Genomic DNA, 17,280 nt, shown 5'->3' with positions numbered 1-17,280 from the left:
TCAGCCTTGGTTTTTATCTTTTAGATCGCCCAGCTTTAAAAGTTTCAAGCTGTCTATGGTATTGATTATAAGTAACACAATCGTGATTAAGCCAGTCAAATAGGCAATTGATCCGTGAAATAAAACTTCTAGAATTAAAATTAAAGCAATAATAAATCGAAGCTCTGTTGGACCAACAAAGCCAGAATCTATACTGTATTCATTAGTGATTTTGTAGCGCAACTGACTGATAATAATAGACCAGCCATACAATGCGACAAAAGCAAAGGCTACTATTTGTGTGCCATTTTTAGCATAAATGTAGTAGCCAAAGCCTATAAATACAATACCGATCCAATCGGCAATAATATCGAGTGCAAAACCATACCAGCGGCGCGGAATATTTCTATAATAAGCCAATCTTCCGTCTAAAGAATCACCTAACCAATTTATACCTAACCCGATAATACCCAAAAGTAAATACCAAGTTTCTACATAAGTTCCTAAAACAAAAGCTAAAAAAACGAATCCCGAACCAAGCGTGCCAATTAAAGTCAGTAAGTTTGGTGAAATGAATTTAGGCACTTTTGGAAGCAAAAATACAATCGTTAACTGTTCTGCTCTTTTTAAAATATTAGTTCGCTTACGGTCAGAAAATGTTCTTTGCGCAATTGCACTATAATCTTCGACCTGTGATTCTTTTCCCATTAGTCCAATATTTGTAAGCCTGATAGTATAGCCAATTCTAGTTTTGCGATTTTTAGTTTGATTTTTCTTTGCTTATTTTTAAAAAAATCTGTGGTACTTTTTAGCTTACCTGATCTAACCAGATAACTAAATGCAATAACAATTAGCATAATTATTTAACAATACCCGCAAAACGTTGATAGAAAACCGTTGGACTGTTTTCATTTTTAGGTGCATATTTTCCTGCTATGATTGGAATATAAATAACCCTTCTTCTGCTTTCTTCGCCACGAACAGATGATTGTGCAACTCTGTGCCACAAACGTCCATCGTGAATGGTTAAATCTCCAGCTTCTGGAATGATAGAAACTTCCTCTGGATCAGCTTGATGATCTAAAAAGTATTTTTTACGGAAAAGCATTTGATAAATACTTTGCTTGTGAGTACCTGGAATAATTTTAAGACCTCCGTTTTCTGGTTTTAAAGTACTTAAGTGAATACCAACATTTAACATTGGGTTTAATTTTCCACCATAAAAAATATCTCTCAAACCATCTGTATGCCAGCCCATTTTAGTAAACTTACTTTCTGGTCCATTGATATAATGATTGAAAACCATTCCGTCTTTTTCTTCAGTTCCTAATCTTGCGCCATCGCCTGCCAATGGCAATAAACCATTAAATCTTGGATCAAGTAAAAGTCCGCTTAAGGCTTGATGATGCTGATTGATAAAAGCAAAACGCTGTACAATAGGAGAACCATCTAAATCTTTTCCGAATTTAATAGGAACACCATTTACTTTTTGAAGATTGTTTTCAATCCAATTTTGCTCCACTTGTTTCGAGGCATCAATGATGGATGAAACTGTTTCTGGATTTATAAATTTTTTGAAATGAATGAAGCCATGTTCGTTAAAAAATGCAATTTGCTCATTAGTTAATTGCTCAGTAAGGGTAAAGGTTTTATAAGAAGATCCCATGATAATATAGATTTAATAAATGAAATAATAGTGTTCGTAATTTTATCTAAAAGACTGCAACAACAGCAACAACAATACATTAGCATGTTTTTGTGCATTCGACCTTTAGGAAAATTAAACATATTTTTTCTTTTATCTGACATACTCTATAGAATTAGTAGAATTTAATACAAACATAATATATATTTTCTCTTTTGCAAAAAATATTTTTTATTTTTTTCGAAAAAAAATTAAATTTTGTAAATCCCAGCTGCGGTTTTTTCGATAAAAGCCTTTGGTAGTATACGATTGGCGTACACCGAAATGATATTTGTAAAACCCGGAATAACTTCCGATTTTTTGCTGAACATGGCTTTTACTGCCATTTTTGCCACTTCATCTGGCTGCATATTAAACTTTTCAGCCATTTTGTTTAAAGCACTTAAACCAGCTCTTGCAGCAAAACCAGTATCAACTGGACCTGGACTAAAACAAGTTACTGAAATAGAAGTTTGGGCAAGTTCGAAACGCAACGCACGGGTAAACGATAAAACAAAAGCCTTTGTAGCCGAATAAACAGCTAGCGTAGGTACAGCTTGGTAAGCAGCAGTACTCGATATATTTAAAATGTAAGCTTGTTTTTCTTGTGAAAGTATAGGCGCCAATAAATGGGAAAGTTCTACCACTACATTCATGTTAAGCTGCATCATGCCAAGCTGATCGTTTAGAGCAGACTTACTAAAATCGCCCCATATACCATAACCCGCATTATTAACTAGAATTCCAACTGGATAGTTATTGATTTTTACCCAATCGGTTACTTTTTGCGATGCGCCATTTGTCGAAAGATCAATCGATAAAATAAAAGCATTGATGCCGTATTTATCTTGAAGATCATTAGATAATGCTTTTAATTCCTCCTCACTTCTTGCAACAAGCAATAATGAATAGCCTTGTTTAGCCAATTCATAAGTAATAGATTTTCCAATGCCTTTGCTAGCGCCAGTTATTAACGCATACGGTTTCGTTTTTTCGCTCATTTTATCCATTTAAATTACCCAAATATAAAAATTAATTGTAAACTGTTGGATAGACAATGTACATAATGGCTACCCCTAACCCTATCCGCTCGGACTTATTGCACCAAGTATGCCAACAAGATATACAAACCGATTTCGAATAAATTCAAAAAATCAATCGTACTTAAATCATTGAAAACATTATAGTTAAAAAATATACTATTTTTATAGTAACATATAATTGAAGTTTATGAAATTGGAAGAAGAAAAAAATCAAGAAAAAAATACACTCCAGAAAGCTCAAATAAAGCCTTTTCTCACAGTGAATAACGGATTAAAAGCGGTTAAATTTTACACTGACGCTTTTGGTGCTGTTGAATCTAAAAGATTTGAAGTTGATAATAACAAAATATCTTCTGTATTGCAAATTGAAGGCGCTGAATTTTATCTTAGTGACGAAACACCTTGTGATGGCAGTGAAAATCGAGCTTTTAGCAACCTAATCAGAATAATTTTGGAAACTAAAAATGCAGACAAAATATTTGAAAATGCACTTAAATTTGGTGCAATCCAGATTTGCCCCATGGTAACCGAAGAAGACTGGAGAATTGGAAAGCTAAAAGATCCATTTGGACATATCTGGGAGATTGGCTATGAATTATGAGAAAATAATAGCAATTGAAAAAACTACCGAAAATGAGTTAAAGAAAAGTTATAATTCAAACAACTGCATTTAAATGAATGTTTTTTCATTTAACTTTACTATATGAGACCTTTAGACCCAGATAAAAGAGAGAAAATTTTGAATTCTGCATATGTGCTTACAGGCAGACAGGGATTAGCAAGCGTGACTATCTCTGGCATAAGCAAAACGGCCGGAGTTGCTGCAGGAACCCTATATATCTACTTTAAAAACAAAGAAGAGGTGGTACAATTGGCCTATGCCGCTGTAGAGGATAAAATGACACAGGCCATGTATCGTGACTTTGACATTAATTTACCTGTAAGGCAATCACTTAAGCAGATTTACATTAATATGCTTAACTACAGGCTAAACCATTATGATGAAACCGTATTTATCGACCAGTATCAACAGTCTGGCTACATACAGCTCAATTTCTCCAAACAACTGGCCGAGTATGAAAAACAGAACAAACCTCTTTATGATCTTTTAGAAAAAGGACAGCGGGAAGGAATTATAAAAGCACTAGATGCAATTATACTTATCAGCTTTTTTGATGGCGCGGTACGCTCCTGCTCTACAGGCATCATACAAAAGTTATTTCCATTAAGCCAGCAGCTTATCGATGACTGCTTTGATTTGGTATGGAGAGGCATAAGCTAATAATTTTAAATGAATAATTTTTCAATTAACCTATTTTAATAATATATATCATGAGCATTTTTAAAGACAAAACGATTATCATTACTGGAGCAGCTATGGGGCTCGGACTAGCAGCAAGTAAAGCAGTAGCATTAAAAGGAGCCAATCTATCAATTGTAGATTACAATGCCGAAGCACTAGAAAAAGCAAAAGCAGAAATCCATTCTGTTGCTCCAACTGCAAAAATTATAACTATAGTCGCTGACGTTTCAGACGAACAGGCTGTCAAAAATTATGTAGACAAAACAGTTGAAGAGTTTGGCCGTATCGATGGATTCTACAATAATGCCGGTATCGAAGGAAAACAGGCATCAATAGTGGATTATGACATCAATATATTTAAAAAAGTAATTGACATCAATCTTATGGGGGTCTATTACGGACTAAAATACGTGATCCCGGTAATGCAGAAACACGGCGGAGGAAAAATTGTAAACGTAGCTTCTGTAGGAGGAATCAGAGGGGTTATTAATCAGATGCCTTATGTAGCAAGTAAACATGCCGTTTCAGGTATGACCAAAAATGCAGCAATAGAATATGGTAAAGATGGAATTTACACCAATGCAATCGCGCCTGGCGCTATCCTTACCCCAATGGTGGCAGAAGCTTTCAAACAGGTAAACCCATCCGACCCTAAAGCTGCTGAAACAACATACGCACAAAGAAACCCTACAAGGAGGTTGGGCAAACCTGAAGATGTAGGTAACCTTGTTGCATTTCTCCTTAGCGATGAATGCCAATATGTAAATGGACAGACCATTGCTATTGATGGAGGGGAATCAAACCTGTATGGTAATTCTTAAATCAAGACATTTTTATTTAGAAACGGATTACGGCATAGCCTGTAATCCGTTTTACACCATTCTTATTTAACTCCATTCTGGGAACTGGGTTTTATTTAAATCCAATTTTTCAATCGCTTTCATGTCGGCATCATCAAGCTTGAAATCAAATATATTAAGGTTTTCTACAATATGTGCTTTTTGCGAAGATCTCGGAATACTAACAATACCGCGCTGATAATGCCATCTCAAACTTACTTGTGCTGTAGTCTTGCCGTGCTTCTTGGCAATCTGGGTTAATACTTCATTTGTAAAAAGACCATTACGGCCTTCCGCAAAAGGCGCCCACGCCTCCATCTGGATATTATGCTGTTTTAACACATTATAATCATTGGACTGTTGAAAATAGGCATGAGTTTCAATCTGATTCACTGCAGGTTTTACCTCAGCATAAGATAAAAGATCTTTCAGTTGCTCTGGGCTAAAGTTACTTATGCCAATAGCTTTGATTTTTCCAGCTTTGTAAAGCTCTTCCATTGCTTTCCACGATCCTTTTACATCACCTCTTGGACGGTGTATTAAGTAAAGATCAAGATATTCAAGCCCTAGTTTTGTTAGCGTTTCTTCAAATCCTTTTTTAGCATTTTCATAACCAGCATCATCAACCCAAAGTTTTGAAGTAACAAAAAGCTGCTTTCTATCAATTCCGCTTTGTTTTATTGCTTTCCCTACTTCTACTTCATTTCCGTATACTTTTGCGGTGTCAATAAGGCGGTAACCTGCAGCTATTGCCTCAACTACAGATTTCTGGCATACATCACCGCTGAGTCCGTAGGTTCCAAATCCGAGTATGGGCATTTTTAAACCGTTATTCAGCTTAACATCTGGAATGCCTTTAGCAACTTTATCTGTCAAGACATTTCCAAATAGATCAGGCATGCCAAACATACCAAGATAAATTCCTGCTGCGGCAAGTTTTACGCTACTTTGCAAAAATCTGCGTCGGTTTATTTCATTTTTCTGGTTTTGAGAATTCATGCTTTTTGGTCAAATTAATTAGTAATAGTATATTGTTTTTTGATTATTCTAATTTTACAAATGCTTCATTATCAAATTTTAATGTTAACATTCTAAAAATCCAAGAATAATTTTGGCTGTTAAATATACTAAATTATCAATATCAAATTGCTTTCACTTTATTCGGTTAAAGAATCAACCAGAATCTTTTTCTTGATTTTCTCCACTCCCCTTTCTCTTATTAATTCTACTGCATCGAGCATTTTGGTTAAATGAATATAAGGCGTCATCAAGTCAGGATCTGGATCTGCGGCATGAGGCGACAATGAAAACTCTAGAACTTGATATAGAAATAATTCAAATTCTTGGAGCGTTTTTTCATTAAATGCGTTTTGAAATACTATACAAGGATTATCGTATTCTTCTTTAGTTAGAGAAGAAAGTTGAAAAGCCTTTTCTTGTGGCAAAGATTCTTTTACTTTCCATTTTTTACTTTTCTCTTTTAAACAGTAACAAACTCTAAGGAATGATTTGAGAACCGAATACAAAATAAAAACATCTGAAGGATTCTCCTGTTTGTAGACTTTTGTTTTATAGCAGTAAATTACGGCTTCGCTTAAAATTTGTTTGTAATAATCGAGATGTGCATAGGCAAAAAAGGCATTAATTACCTTAAATGGATTTCCTTCAATATTTCCTGCCCAAAAGCTGGTTTCGAAGGACATTTTATTCTTTTTCATAGTCCAGTAGATTTAATTCATGTAGCGAAATTCTTCCATTTAAAAAGAATAAACTATTCCAAATACAGATATAATATTCTGACAAAAAAGACTCTTTTTTGCAATGTTTTTTTATCTTTGAAACTCATGATTTTTAGCCAAATGGCTTTATCTTTGATCTTTTAGAAAACCAATATTCATTATGGAAAAGAAAATACATCAGGGAAGAAACGTAAAACGTTTTAGAGAAATGCTTAACATAAAGCAGGAAGCTTTAGCTTATGATCTGGGAGAAGACTGGAACCAAAAGAAAATTTCTATGCTGGAGCAGAAAGATGTAATTGAAGACAGTTTGCTAAAACAAATCTCAGCTGTATTGAAAATTCCTGTTGAAGCTTTTCAGAATTTTGATGAAGAGCAAGCGATAAATATTATTTCTAATACTTTTCATGATACTCAAGGCTTAATAAATTATAGCCCAACTTTCAATAATAATCCTATTGATAAATTGATTCAACTTCATGAAGAAAAAATTGCTTTGTATGAAAGGATGCTGAAGGAGAAAGATGAAATGATGGTGAGGTTGGAGAAGTTGATTAATAAGTAAATCATTTAAATATATTTTACAAAAAAAGAGACTTTAAAGTCTCTTTTTTTGTAAAATATTATGAGTACGAAGTCTAGAGATATTTATATTGCTTACCAAAAAAATCTTTGTAAATCACAATACAATATATTAAAATGACTGTTGAGAATTGTTTCTAAACGTTAGAGTACATTCTATTAAATCTATCTCTACTTTCATAATTTTCTTTAAGTTCTACTAGGAAATTATCAAAATCTACTATAATATCTTCTAGCATTTTTTTTGGATTAATTTTAATATCCATTGTACCTTCAAAGTTTATGCTTTCTGGATAAGTATAATTTATAATAATTTTTCCTTGAACCATTCCATTATGAAATAACCCACATCTAGCTTCCGAGTATAAACTTCCTAAATTAATATCTGAAAATTGATTAGGATAAATTCTGTTAAGTGCTGATATAAAAAAAACTCTGCTTTGATGATTACTACTTTCACCTCTTCTGTACTGCTCAACACCTTCTAAGTAAGACATACAAATCATAAGAACTATAAATCCATTGTTTTCCTGAGATATTAAATTTTCAGCACGATTTAAGAACCAATCTTTTACTTGACGTTCATAGATTAATATTTTATCAAATACATCATTTGCGTCTAAATCATTATTTAATCTTTCATCTTTAACAATAGGATTGTATTTTTCATCTAACCATCCCACAATGTCTGGTGCAATTTTAATTGGATCCAGATATCTTAATTTTTTTGACATATGTTCTTCTAATGTTATGTTTTCTGAAATAGTAAATAATACTTTGGTTTACTATGGGTTTGCAACTAAATTAGAATTATTTTCTGATTTGACAAAAAACATCTTTTCATTATTCCGATTGCCCTAATTCATTGTAATAGGTTTTATAGTAAGTTATTTTTTAATCTCTAAGCTTGGAAATTCAAAAAATACATTTCCTTTTTCCTTTTCATATATTTCGATTGTCATTTCACCAATCCTTAATTTTAAATTAGCTAATTTATTATCAAAAAAAACATTTTCTTTTTTTATGGTATCTTGTATACTAGTAATCCAATTCAGAATATCAATACTTTGTTTAACAACCATAATATTATAACCACTTGTGACTTTCCCAAATCCTGGACATAAATATGTTTTCCCATTAATATTCATAAAACCAGATGATAGACCACTTTCCCACATTTTCTCTCTATCCGAAGTCGAGAAATTTTCTTCCACTGGTGGCAAGTCTGGTGCTAAAAATTTTTTCATTATGTGAGAATAATTTTTCTCTAAAATTTCAAGCCACTTTATATCGCTGAATGAATCTTTATGTTTATCAAGTCCAAGAAATACAATATCATTTTCATCAACATAAGCAAATAATAAAAGATTACCTCTTTTTACAAATTTAGTCTTCTTGTCAGGCTCCAATGATAGATGAAAATGAAAAATATTCCACTCATTACTTAAATGATCAATTTGCTTAGATTGAATAATCCTATTTGTTTGGAAACAATTTAGATTTCCTCCATCTTGAGCCAATTGAATAATTGTTTGGATTTCTAATTTCTTGTGGTGTAAACTAATTTGCTTTTCAAAGTCAGGAACTATAAAAACATTTCTCTTTTTTGGTTCTAAAATCTTTGAACTTAAATTAAAAAAATCAATTAATATTTTATTAATATTCTGATCTAAAGAAATCTTTAATCCAGAATCATTCAATATCTTGAAAATTTCGTTTTTTAAATCATTGTAAAAGTCAAAGTCTATCATTTTCTTTGTAATTAGATGGAGAAAAGTCAGAGACATTTGCGCTGCTTTTCAGTTTAACATTTTTGAGAGCTGGGCACACAGAAAGAATTTCCACGCTATCAACAAGCATATCAAAGCTATCACATAAAAGAAAATATTATCACAATATAAACTCTCTTCCAAAATCGGTGAATTCTGCTATTTGACCATCATATTTATTTTGTGTACTTCCTCCTTTTACTATTTCTTCTGTATGAACTACAGATCCAACGCTAATATAAATTGAAAATCCTATATCAGGCATTTCCATGTAATCTTTTTTATTCTCTTGATTAAGTATATAATTATTATAAAAAAGACCTGGATCTTTGTTAATAACAGCTTTACTATACACAGTTATAGACTGACCTTGGCTTTGGGTATTGAAAATGAAATTTTCCAAATAATTGATTGTATAGTCTAGTTCGCCTATAAATTGATTAATGTAAAAGCCCATAAAAATCGGTTTTTCAATTTTATCGTAATATCTGATTTTAAATGCCTTTTCTAATATGTCTAAAAAAACAGGATCAAAATCTTTAGTTACATCACTATTAAGTTTCTCCAGCAAATTTTTAAGCTTCTCGAATTTGTCAAAATGATAATTATACCATTCTTTTTCCTGAAGATTAAAAACAATTACAGCTTTCAAATATTTCTCTACAGCTGTACTTGCAAGAGTTATCCCTTGCACTATGAAATGGTTATTCAGTAAAAATCGCGCTGCAATATAATCTCGATATCCAAGGTCAGCAAATGAATATCCAGTAGTTAGTTTTTCCATGTAATTAATAGCTCTTCCCATAATATTATGTTTTTAAAATTTATAAAATCAATTATGCTTATTAATACCCCAAAACTATTTAAGTAGTACGCAGTGATTCTGCGTAGTTTAAAAATAAATAGTATCATATAATAAAGGCATTGAAAATCAACTACAAGTTGACAATCAATGCCTAAATAATAATATAAAAAGTTATCTATTCTTTCTTTTTAAAAACCTTATAAAACACAAAAAGAATCCCCAACCAAATCGGAATTAATTCTACAGATATTTTCATATTCGTCATCCACATGATGGATAAAATACCCAATAAAAATATGAAACAAATGTAATTGCTTACGGGATAAAATATAGAAGCAAACTTCGTTTTTGTGTTTTCTCTGTCTTTGGCAAGTCTAAATTGTAGATGCGTGTACGAAATCATAACCCAGTTAATCACTAAGCAAGACACTACTAAAGACATTAAAATACTAAAAGCTTCTTCTGGAATTACTTTATTGATTAAAATACAGATCGCAGCAAAACAGGAAGAAATTAAAATGGCATTAACTGGCACTGATTGTTTGTTTAGCTTCTTTAAAAATTGAGGAGCACTTCCTTGATCTGCTAAACCAAATAACATTCGCGAGTTGCTGTAAACACTACTGTTGTATACTGATAAAGCGGCAGTTAATACAATTAAATTAAGTACATTAGCGATAAGGCTTGTAAAAAATATTTTGCGTCCAAAAAGCTCAAATTCCATTCCGTTCAAGTTCTGAAAAACCATCACAAACGGACTGCTGTCTGTCGTAATTTGTCTCCAAGGCGACAAAGCAAATAAAATGACCAATGCGCCAACATAAAATATAAGGATTCTATAAATAACCTGATTGGTTGCTTTTGGAATGTTTTTTTCTGGATTTTCTGCTTCAGCAGCGGTAATTCCAATTAGTTCCAAACCGCCAAAAGAGAACATAATCAAAGCCATTGCAGATAATAAACCTTGAAAATCTCCAGTTGCCGTTTTTTCGAAGAAACCTTTTGGAAAGAAACCTCCATCGTTATACAAATTATGAATTGTAGCGTGCTCTCCTCCTGTTCCGCTTATTAGCAAATAAGCACCAAAAAGAATCATGGCAATAATAGCCACAACTTTTATAATTGAAAACCAAAATTCGGTTTCTCCGTACACTTTTACAGAGGCAAAATTCAAGGCATTAATAACCAGAAAGAAAAATAAACTGGATGCCCAAAGCGGAATTTCGGGCCACCAAAACTGCACATAAACCCCAATGGCTGTAAGTTCGGCCATACTAACGAGAATATACAAAATCCAATAATTCCAGCCTGATGCAAAACCTGCAAATGAACCGCAATATTTATAAGCAAAATAGCTGAAGCTTCCTGAAACAGGTTCTTCAACAACCATTTCGCCAAGTTGCCTCATAATAAAAAAAGCGATAATTCCGGCAATAGCATATCCTAAAATAACAGATGGCCCTGCTAATACGGCCGCTGGACCAATGCCAAGGAAAAGACCTGTTCCTATAGATCCGCCTAAGGCAATTAACTGAATGTGTCGGTTAGTTAGTCCACGTTTAAGCTGATTCTCTTCTACAGCATCATGATTATTTTTCACAGATTATGTTTTAAGGTATTTAAATGTATTCAGAAATGTATAAAAAGCGAAGATAAGTTAAAAAAGGAATCGTACAAAGCTTCTTTCTGTAGCATCTTTCAGAATTAGCTATAAATAGTTAAGTTTTGCCCATTTGCAGCACAATTTTAAAACAGAAAAGTCCATCCGCATGCGAATGAACTTTCCAATAATTTATTAAAACAATAATCTATTTATTATCTCCCTGGGCCTGTACTGCCTCCTATTTTTGTTACCATAGAAGTCAAGGTAAAACTTGAGGATAATGTAGGATTGCTAAAAGTTCCTCCTAAATATAATCCATTAAACTCCGTTGCATTACTAACGCTAGAAACCGTTACCAATTTATAAGTTTTGCCCGAACTGAATGCGCTGCCAGACAATAGTAAAGTCGTAAAACTAGCAGGTGATTTAAATGTCATTACCTCTGCATTATCACTATTGAGTACGCTATATATAGTACCAGAATTTCCACCGTCTAGTATAGCAGAAGCCTGTGTAGATACGCTTGCCGTTGGCGAGCTGGTTGCTCCTCCGGCACCAATTAGCAATCCGCCTGTAATTTTAAATGTATTACTATCGCAATCAAAACCTTCTTCAGGGCTTTTAGCTCCTATTGCAAAGATTTTTCCGCCCGTTACAGTAAGTGTACCATTAGAATCAATTCCGTCATTTGTTGTACTGTATGCAACAATAGTTCCTCCATTAATGTAAATTGCATCTCCAGCATTGATTGCGTCATCAACCGCTTTGATATAGATTTCTCCGTCATTGATTGTCAAGGTACTTTTACTTTCTATTCCTTCTCCTCCTTCACCTGTTGTGGTAACATTAATAGTACCTCCATTAATTACAACATAAGGATCAATTGTATCATCGGTATCGTATGAAGCAACTATTCCGTCATCAGCAACAGTAGCAGTGATTGTTCCAGCATTGATGATAATATGTCCTTCTTCTGCTTCGATACCATCGCTAGACGCATTAATATTCAAAGTACCTCCGTCAATATAAACCGCATCGTTTGCATGAATACCATCTGAAGAAGTTTTTGTTATATTAATCGTACCGCTTTGCACACGTATGTAGTCATCTGATGCAATAGCGTGTTTATTGTTCCCTGCAATATTCAGAGTTCCGCTTCCTGAAAAAATAAGCTGGCCTTCGCTAAAAAAAGTTCCCTTTTGGTCTTCTGTAGAGGTAGCATAAGTTGTTCCATCTTCTAATGTATTTGTTCCGCTAACAACAATAAAAGCGCGTTTACCAGACTGAATATTTATTGCTGGTCCGTCATTATTCTTGATAGAAACGTCACTTAGCGTAAGCTTATATTTTTTATCGCTGTAGATTTTAAGCATTCCATCTGTAGTGCTTCCAATTACTTCATAAGCTACTTCAGCAACTGTAGAAGTAACGGTAACATCTGCACCAGAAATGGCAATTGTAACTCCAGCAACTTCATTTTCTGCCGTTGCACTTGTACCATTAAATATTATTTTTACTGTAGATGAAAACGTAGAATTAGCAAGTATATCGTCCTCGTTTGCTCCAGTTTCTGACGAGCCTTCGGCAGTTCCCTTTGCAGCAGTTGCACTTATTGTAATTGGATCATCTGTTGCAACAGTATCATCATCTGAATCGTTATCTTTTGAACAGGATATAGTAAAAACTCCTAAAAATAGACAGAAATAGAAATAGGTTTTGGCTTTCATGTTATTGGGTATTTATAAAATTAATAATTGTGAAATGAAAATCTAAACAAGAATTATGGTAAAAATTTCCAATGCAGTTTAAGAATCGACAACAATAATAAAGTCTAATATGCTTATTTAGTTATCAGTAACAAAAATCTAAATTAGATTAAATTGGAAATAGGGCGAAATAAAATATATCAATGGAAGTATTCTCTAGACAGATTTAGCAACTATGTCGACTTTAGCTTTATATTCTTTTTAAAAAACAGCAAGACACGTCACTAAATAAAGGCTTTAGAGAAATCTAGAGCTTTTTTCTTTTATAATTTTCTTGGTTTTAAAAGACTAAAAACAAACAACAACTATTTAAAAACCAGTATTTTAACTAGATAAAAAAGGGGAAAATCACCCTTTTCTGGTACCCTTACATTTATCTAATTTAGTCAAATCTTAAAGCCTTGTTTTAAGCATCAGTTTAAAGCACAGTCAGAAGCCCTATTTCAAATTACAATCTTCGCCCTACACCTTATTCCTTTCCATAAAATTTCATTTAGTATTTATAATAAATTTTGTCAAAAGATGATTTTTGAAGTAATACAAATAATTTCAGAACAAGTAAATAACTATCTCGAGGAAGTTGGGTTAGAAAAATCTGTTGTACCAGAAAATATCGCTTTTCTAGAGTCTCGCAATGAAGATTCAGATTCAACCTCTATAAAAGATTCTGTTGTACTTACACTAATCAATTTAGCCGAAGAAGCTACTTTAAAAAACTTCCCAAACCATACTATTGATAATGCAAAAACAATTTATAAAAACGGCATTATCAATTTAAATCTGTATATCCTTTTTAGTGCCAATAGAGATATATACGTAAACTCCCTTATGGACATTTCAAAAATTATTGAATTTTTTCAGGGAAAAAAACTTTTTACCCAAGCTAATACTATTTATAACCGAAACAGCAGTGCTATGAGCAATGTAGACAACTTTAGATTTACAGTTGAACTCTACACGCCCACTTTTGAAGAATTAAATTATATCTGGGGAACACTCGGCGGAAAACAGCTTCCATCGGCTTTATACAAATTAAGCATGATCCAAATTGAACGCAATATTACACAGGCAGAAGGACAGCTTATTGGCGAATTTACAGGAGTAACTAAACGAAAAGAACAGTCATGAGTTATTCTTCTACATACGGATTGTTGTTTCAAGTAACGCTTCTTCATAATTATTTTTTGAATAACGGAGAAGAAACTTTTGCAAGTATGCCAGATGATAAAAAAGAAAAAATGCTGCAACAATTCAGTACAGATGCATTTATAGCCGTAACACCAACTTTAGAAACCAACACTGTACTTAAAAACTACAAAATGGTATTCAAAAAGACCAAAACAGGTTTCGGCGTATATATTAAATTAAAAGATGAATCAGATCCTTTTATAAAAGTCCCTGCCGATTTAAACCTAACGTTTTTAATTAAAATTAATGATTATCAATTTGAAAATTATACTAATCTTGATTTTGCTCTTACTCGAGTATATCTTTTCAGTAATGTAAAACCATTAACTGAACCCGTTTCATTCAAATATCTTCCAAAAATAAACGACAACAAACTTATTTCAAACGCTTATTTAGTATCTGAAAAAACTACTGCCGATTTAATTTCAACGCTGCAGCCGTCGGAACAGCAAAATGTTTTTGGAGTTATTTCGCTTACCGTTAAAGGTGACAACAGCTCAGAAAATATTATAGACGATTCGGATAAAATGTTAAGTCCAAATTTTAAAATTCATTTTGATAATCGAAAAACACTTTGGAAATACATCAACCGTAAAGCAGGAACCGAAATTAAAACCAAAACCGCAAAACCATTAACCCGATCTGGTTTTATAGAGATTGACCCTGTTAACGATTTGGACCCTTCTCAACCTGCAGAAAGTCAATATCCAAATCCATCTGTAAAATCAATAACAAAAATCAATAGTGATTACTATTCAGAAATATTTATTTAATAATTAAAAAACAAATCAATTATGGCAACAACTTACAAAACGCCTGGAGTATATGTTGAGGAAATCGTAAAGTTCCCTCCTTCTGTTGCCCAGGTAGAAACAGCGATTCCAGCTTTTATTGGCTATACTGAAAAAGCCACGAATAAGATTAATGGTGATTTGAAATTGAAACCGACAAGAATAACATCTCTTTTGGAATATGAGCGTTTTTTTGGCTTTGCAAAACCAGAAACAACAATTAGTGTTACCATTAATGATGTAGTTGATAATGGTACGACAACAAGATCTCTTATTGTAAACCAACCGTCTAGCAGACAGCCTTTCTTGATGTATTATTCAATGCAATTGTTCTTTGCAAATGGTGGCGGACCCTGTTACATTATATCCGTAGGCCGTTATGGCGATGATTTAGATGATGCTGATACAAAAGTAACCTCTATAAATGATAGTGGCGAATTAAAAAAAGGTTTGCTAGAATTAGAGAAAGTAGATGAACCTACACTTATTCTTTTTCCAGATGCTACTCAAGTAACTGGCATTAATGCAACTGATTTTTATGGTTTGTATAATGATGCCTTGAACCAATGTAGAAAACTGCAAGATCGATTTACACTCATTGACACACTTAGCTACGATGCTTCTAGCCCAACAGATACAAACATTGATGATTTGAGAGGAGTTATTAGTTCAGAGAAAGATACTTTAAAGTATGGAGCTGCTTATTATCCACATTTAGAGACTATTCTAGATTACAGATACAATGCAAGTGAAATCATGATTAAGCATTTTACCTCACCTACGCCTAATGCAATGTCAACTGTATTGAGCGATTTAGCAGGTTCAAAAAATGCAATTGTGCCATTAATCAACAAATTAAAAACAGTTCCGGGAACAAATGATAATCTAACAGGAAGTATAGCTGAAGTTTTGAAATTTATTGAATCAGCAGCCGGCTTTAATAATGCCGCAGCAACTGCCGCAGCAGAAGCAGTCATTACTGGAGGAGGAACACAAGCAGATGCAGATGCCGCAGCTGCAGCTGCAGGAACTTTTACGGTGGCAAAAAACAATGAGTTTATACTCTTATTCGAAACTTTGAATAAAGATCTCGCCAATCTTATAGGAGAAAAAGAAAAAATTAAAAAAGCAGCATTAGCCGCAATAGCTTCTGATGAAGAAGACCAACCAACCAGAGACGCTATTACGGCAGCTTTAAAAACTCTCACTGATCCTTTTGAATTGGACGATAAAATTGAAAGCGTCAAAACCAATTTGGCTGATTTATTAGCGAAAGCAAAAACAGCAAATAACAAAGTAAAAATAACCGCAAATATTAAAGGAGCGCCAGGTGTTCCGACGGTACTATCTGAAATTTCAAAAATTTTGAATTTCACATCGCCAGCTTCTATTCTTGATTTGCCGGCAGCTATCACTTTTGATGTTGATCTTTTTGCATCTATTGTAGCTAATATTGATACAATTACTGCTGCTGTAACAACCGCAAAACCAAATGATACAAATAACGGTGCCATGAATGGTCGCTTTTTAGCAGATATTACAGAGCTTGATAATGTTACTTACAATAAAATACTTTCCGAAATCTCTAATCTATCCATAACGCTGCCACCAAGTTCTGCCATAGCAGGAATTTATGCAAGAGTTGATAGTGATCGCGGTGTATGGAAAGCACCAGCAAATGTTAGTTTAAACTATGTTATTGCTCCTACGGTAAAAATCACTAATAATATACAAGACGGATTGAATATTGATACAGTTGCAGGTAAATCTATCAACGCTATCAGAACATTTACCGGCAAAGGTACTTTGGTTTGGGGATCAAGAACCTTAGCCGGTAATGATAGCGAATGGCGTTATGTGCCGGTTCGCCGCTTCTTTAACATGGCCGAAGAATCTATCAAAAAAGCAACCGAGCAGTTTGTTTTTGAACCTAACGATGCCAATACTTGGATAAGAGTAAGAGCTATGATTGAGAATTTCTTAATTCTTCAATGGAGAGCTGGAGCTTTGGCAGGAGCCAAACCAGAACAAGCATTCTACGTAAGAATTGGATTGGGACAAACCATGTCTGCTATGGATATTTTAGACGGTAAAATGATAATCGAAATCGGTATGGCAGTAGTTCGTCCAGCTGAGTTTATCATCCTACGTTTCTCTCACAAAATGCAGGAATCTTAATTAAATCATCA

General features: G+C 33.4%; 17 protein-coding genes. 7 read left to right on the top strand and 10 right to left on the bottom strand.

The window, feature by feature from the left end; translation table 11 throughout:
* From DM444_RS22445 to DM444_RS22435, 3 genes are all read right to left on the bottom strand, one after another.
* Nucleotides 1-687: a CDP-alcohol phosphatidyltransferase family protein gene (locus DM444_RS22445; RefSeq protein ID WP_111290818.1), complete on the bottom strand. Its 687-nt coding sequence runs from the start codon at nt 685-687 to the stop codon at nt 1-3.
* Between the two features lie 151 nt (nt 688-838).
* Nucleotides 839-1,645 (bottom strand): phytanoyl-CoA dioxygenase family protein, encoded by an 807-nt coding sequence (locus tag DM444_RS22440; RefSeq protein WP_111290816.1) that lies wholly within the window; start codon nt 1,643-1,645, stop codon nt 839-841.
* Nucleotides 1,646-1,875: 230 nt separating this feature from the next.
* Complete coding sequence (locus DM444_RS22435) at nt 1,876-2,664, bottom strand: SDR family NAD(P)-dependent oxidoreductase (RefSeq protein WP_111291214.1); 789 nt, start codon at nt 2,662-2,664, stop codon at nt 1,876-1,878.
* Between the two features lie 229 nt (nt 2,665-2,893).
* Between DM444_RS22435 and DM444_RS22430 the strand changes: the two genes are divergently transcribed.
* From DM444_RS22430 to DM444_RS22420, 3 genes are all read left to right on the top strand, one after another.
* Entirely contained in the window at nt 2,894-3,307 is a 414-nt protein-coding gene (locus DM444_RS22430; protein WP_111290814.1) for a VOC family protein, read from the top strand.
* A gap of 102 nt (nt 3,308-3,409) precedes the next feature.
* Complete coding sequence (locus DM444_RS22425; protein WP_111290813.1) at nt 3,410-3,988, top strand: TetR/AcrR family transcriptional regulator; 579 nt, start codon at nt 3,410-3,412, stop codon at nt 3,986-3,988.
* A gap of 50 nt (nt 3,989-4,038) precedes the next feature.
* Entirely contained in the window at nt 4,039-4,830 is a 792-nt protein-coding gene (locus DM444_RS22420) for a glucose 1-dehydrogenase (RefSeq protein ID WP_111290811.1), read from the top strand.
* Between the two features lie 66 nt (nt 4,831-4,896).
* On the opposite strand, the gene DM444_RS22415 is transcribed toward DM444_RS22420, so the two are convergent.
* Nucleotides 4,897-5,847, bottom strand: a complete 951-nt coding sequence (locus tag DM444_RS22415) for an aldo/keto reductase (protein WP_204251709.1) — start codon at nt 5,845-5,847, stop codon at nt 4,897-4,899.
* Nucleotides 5,848-6,005: 158 nt separating this feature from the next.
* Nucleotides 6,006-6,566, bottom strand: a complete 561-nt coding sequence (locus DM444_RS22410) for a hypothetical protein (protein WP_111290809.1) — start codon at nt 6,564-6,566, stop codon at nt 6,006-6,008.
* A 181-nt stretch (nt 6,567-6,747) separates the two neighbouring features.
* On the opposite strand from DM444_RS22410, the gene DM444_RS22405 reads away from it, so the two are divergent.
* Nucleotides 6,748-7,152 (top strand): helix-turn-helix domain-containing protein, encoded by a 405-nt coding sequence (locus DM444_RS22405; protein ID WP_111290807.1) that lies wholly within the window; start codon nt 6,748-6,750, stop codon nt 7,150-7,152.
* A 154-nt stretch (nt 7,153-7,306) separates the two neighbouring features.
* Here DM444_RS22405 and DM444_RS22400 read toward each other — a convergent pair whose 3' ends face one another.
* From DM444_RS22400 to DM444_RS22380, 5 genes are all read right to left on the bottom strand, one after another.
* Complete coding sequence (locus tag DM444_RS22400; RefSeq protein WP_111290805.1) at nt 7,307-7,903, bottom strand: hypothetical protein; 597 nt, start codon at nt 7,901-7,903, stop codon at nt 7,307-7,309.
* Between the two features lie 153 nt (nt 7,904-8,056).
* The gene (locus DM444_RS22395) at nt 8,057-8,920 is read right to left on the bottom strand and encodes a hypothetical protein (protein ID WP_111290803.1); all 864 of its coding nucleotides are present in this window, start codon (nt 8,918-8,920) and stop codon (nt 8,057-8,059) included.
* Nucleotides 8,921-9,059: 139 nt separating this feature from the next.
* Complete coding sequence (locus DM444_RS22390) at nt 9,060-9,743, bottom strand: HEPN domain-containing protein (RefSeq protein ID WP_111290801.1); 684 nt, start codon at nt 9,741-9,743, stop codon at nt 9,060-9,062.
* 175 nt (nt 9,744-9,918) lie between these two features.
* The gene (locus DM444_RS22385; RefSeq protein ID WP_111290799.1) at nt 9,919-11,343 is read right to left on the bottom strand and encodes an amino acid permease; all 1,425 of its coding nucleotides are present in this window, start codon (nt 11,341-11,343) and stop codon (nt 9,919-9,921) included.
* Nucleotides 11,344-11,558: 215 nt separating this feature from the next.
* Nucleotides 11,559-13,073 carry a carbohydrate-binding domain-containing protein gene (locus tag DM444_RS22380; RefSeq protein ID WP_111290797.1) on the bottom strand — a complete coding sequence of 505 codons (1,515 nt, stop codon included), beginning with the start codon at nt 13,071-13,073 and terminating at the stop codon, nt 11,559-11,561.
* A gap of 561 nt (nt 13,074-13,634) precedes the next feature.
* Between DM444_RS22380 and DM444_RS22375 the strand changes: the two genes are divergently transcribed.
* The 3 genes from DM444_RS22375 to DM444_RS22365 are packed head-to-tail and all read left to right on the top strand — an operon-like array spanning nt 13,635 to nt 17,269.
* Nucleotides 13,635-14,240 carry a DUF4255 domain-containing protein gene (locus tag DM444_RS22375; RefSeq protein WP_111290795.1) on the top strand — a complete coding sequence of 202 codons (606 nt, stop codon included), beginning with the start codon at nt 13,635-13,637 and terminating at the stop codon, nt 14,238-14,240.
* Complete coding sequence (locus DM444_RS22370; RefSeq protein WP_111290793.1) at nt 14,237-15,073, top strand: hypothetical protein; 837 nt, start codon at nt 14,237-14,239, stop codon at nt 15,071-15,073. Before DM444_RS22375 ends, DM444_RS22370 begins: the two co-directional genes overlap by 4 nt.
* A gap of 21 nt (nt 15,074-15,094) precedes the next feature.
* Nucleotides 15,095-17,269, top strand: a complete 2,175-nt coding sequence (locus DM444_RS22365; RefSeq protein ID WP_111290791.1) for a phage tail sheath C-terminal domain-containing protein — start codon at nt 15,095-15,097, stop codon at nt 17,267-17,269.
* The last annotated feature ends 11 nt before the right edge of the window (nt 17,270-17,280 follow it).

This window comes from Flavobacterium ginsenosidimutans, from assembly GCF_003254625.1.
In the GTDB taxonomy this organism is placed as follows: Bacteria; Bacteroidota; Bacteroidia; order Flavobacteriales; family Flavobacteriaceae; genus Flavobacterium; species Flavobacterium ginsenosidimutans.
The sequence above is the reverse complement of the archived record's forward strand: the minus strand, read 5'-3'. Positions and strand labels throughout refer to the sequence as shown.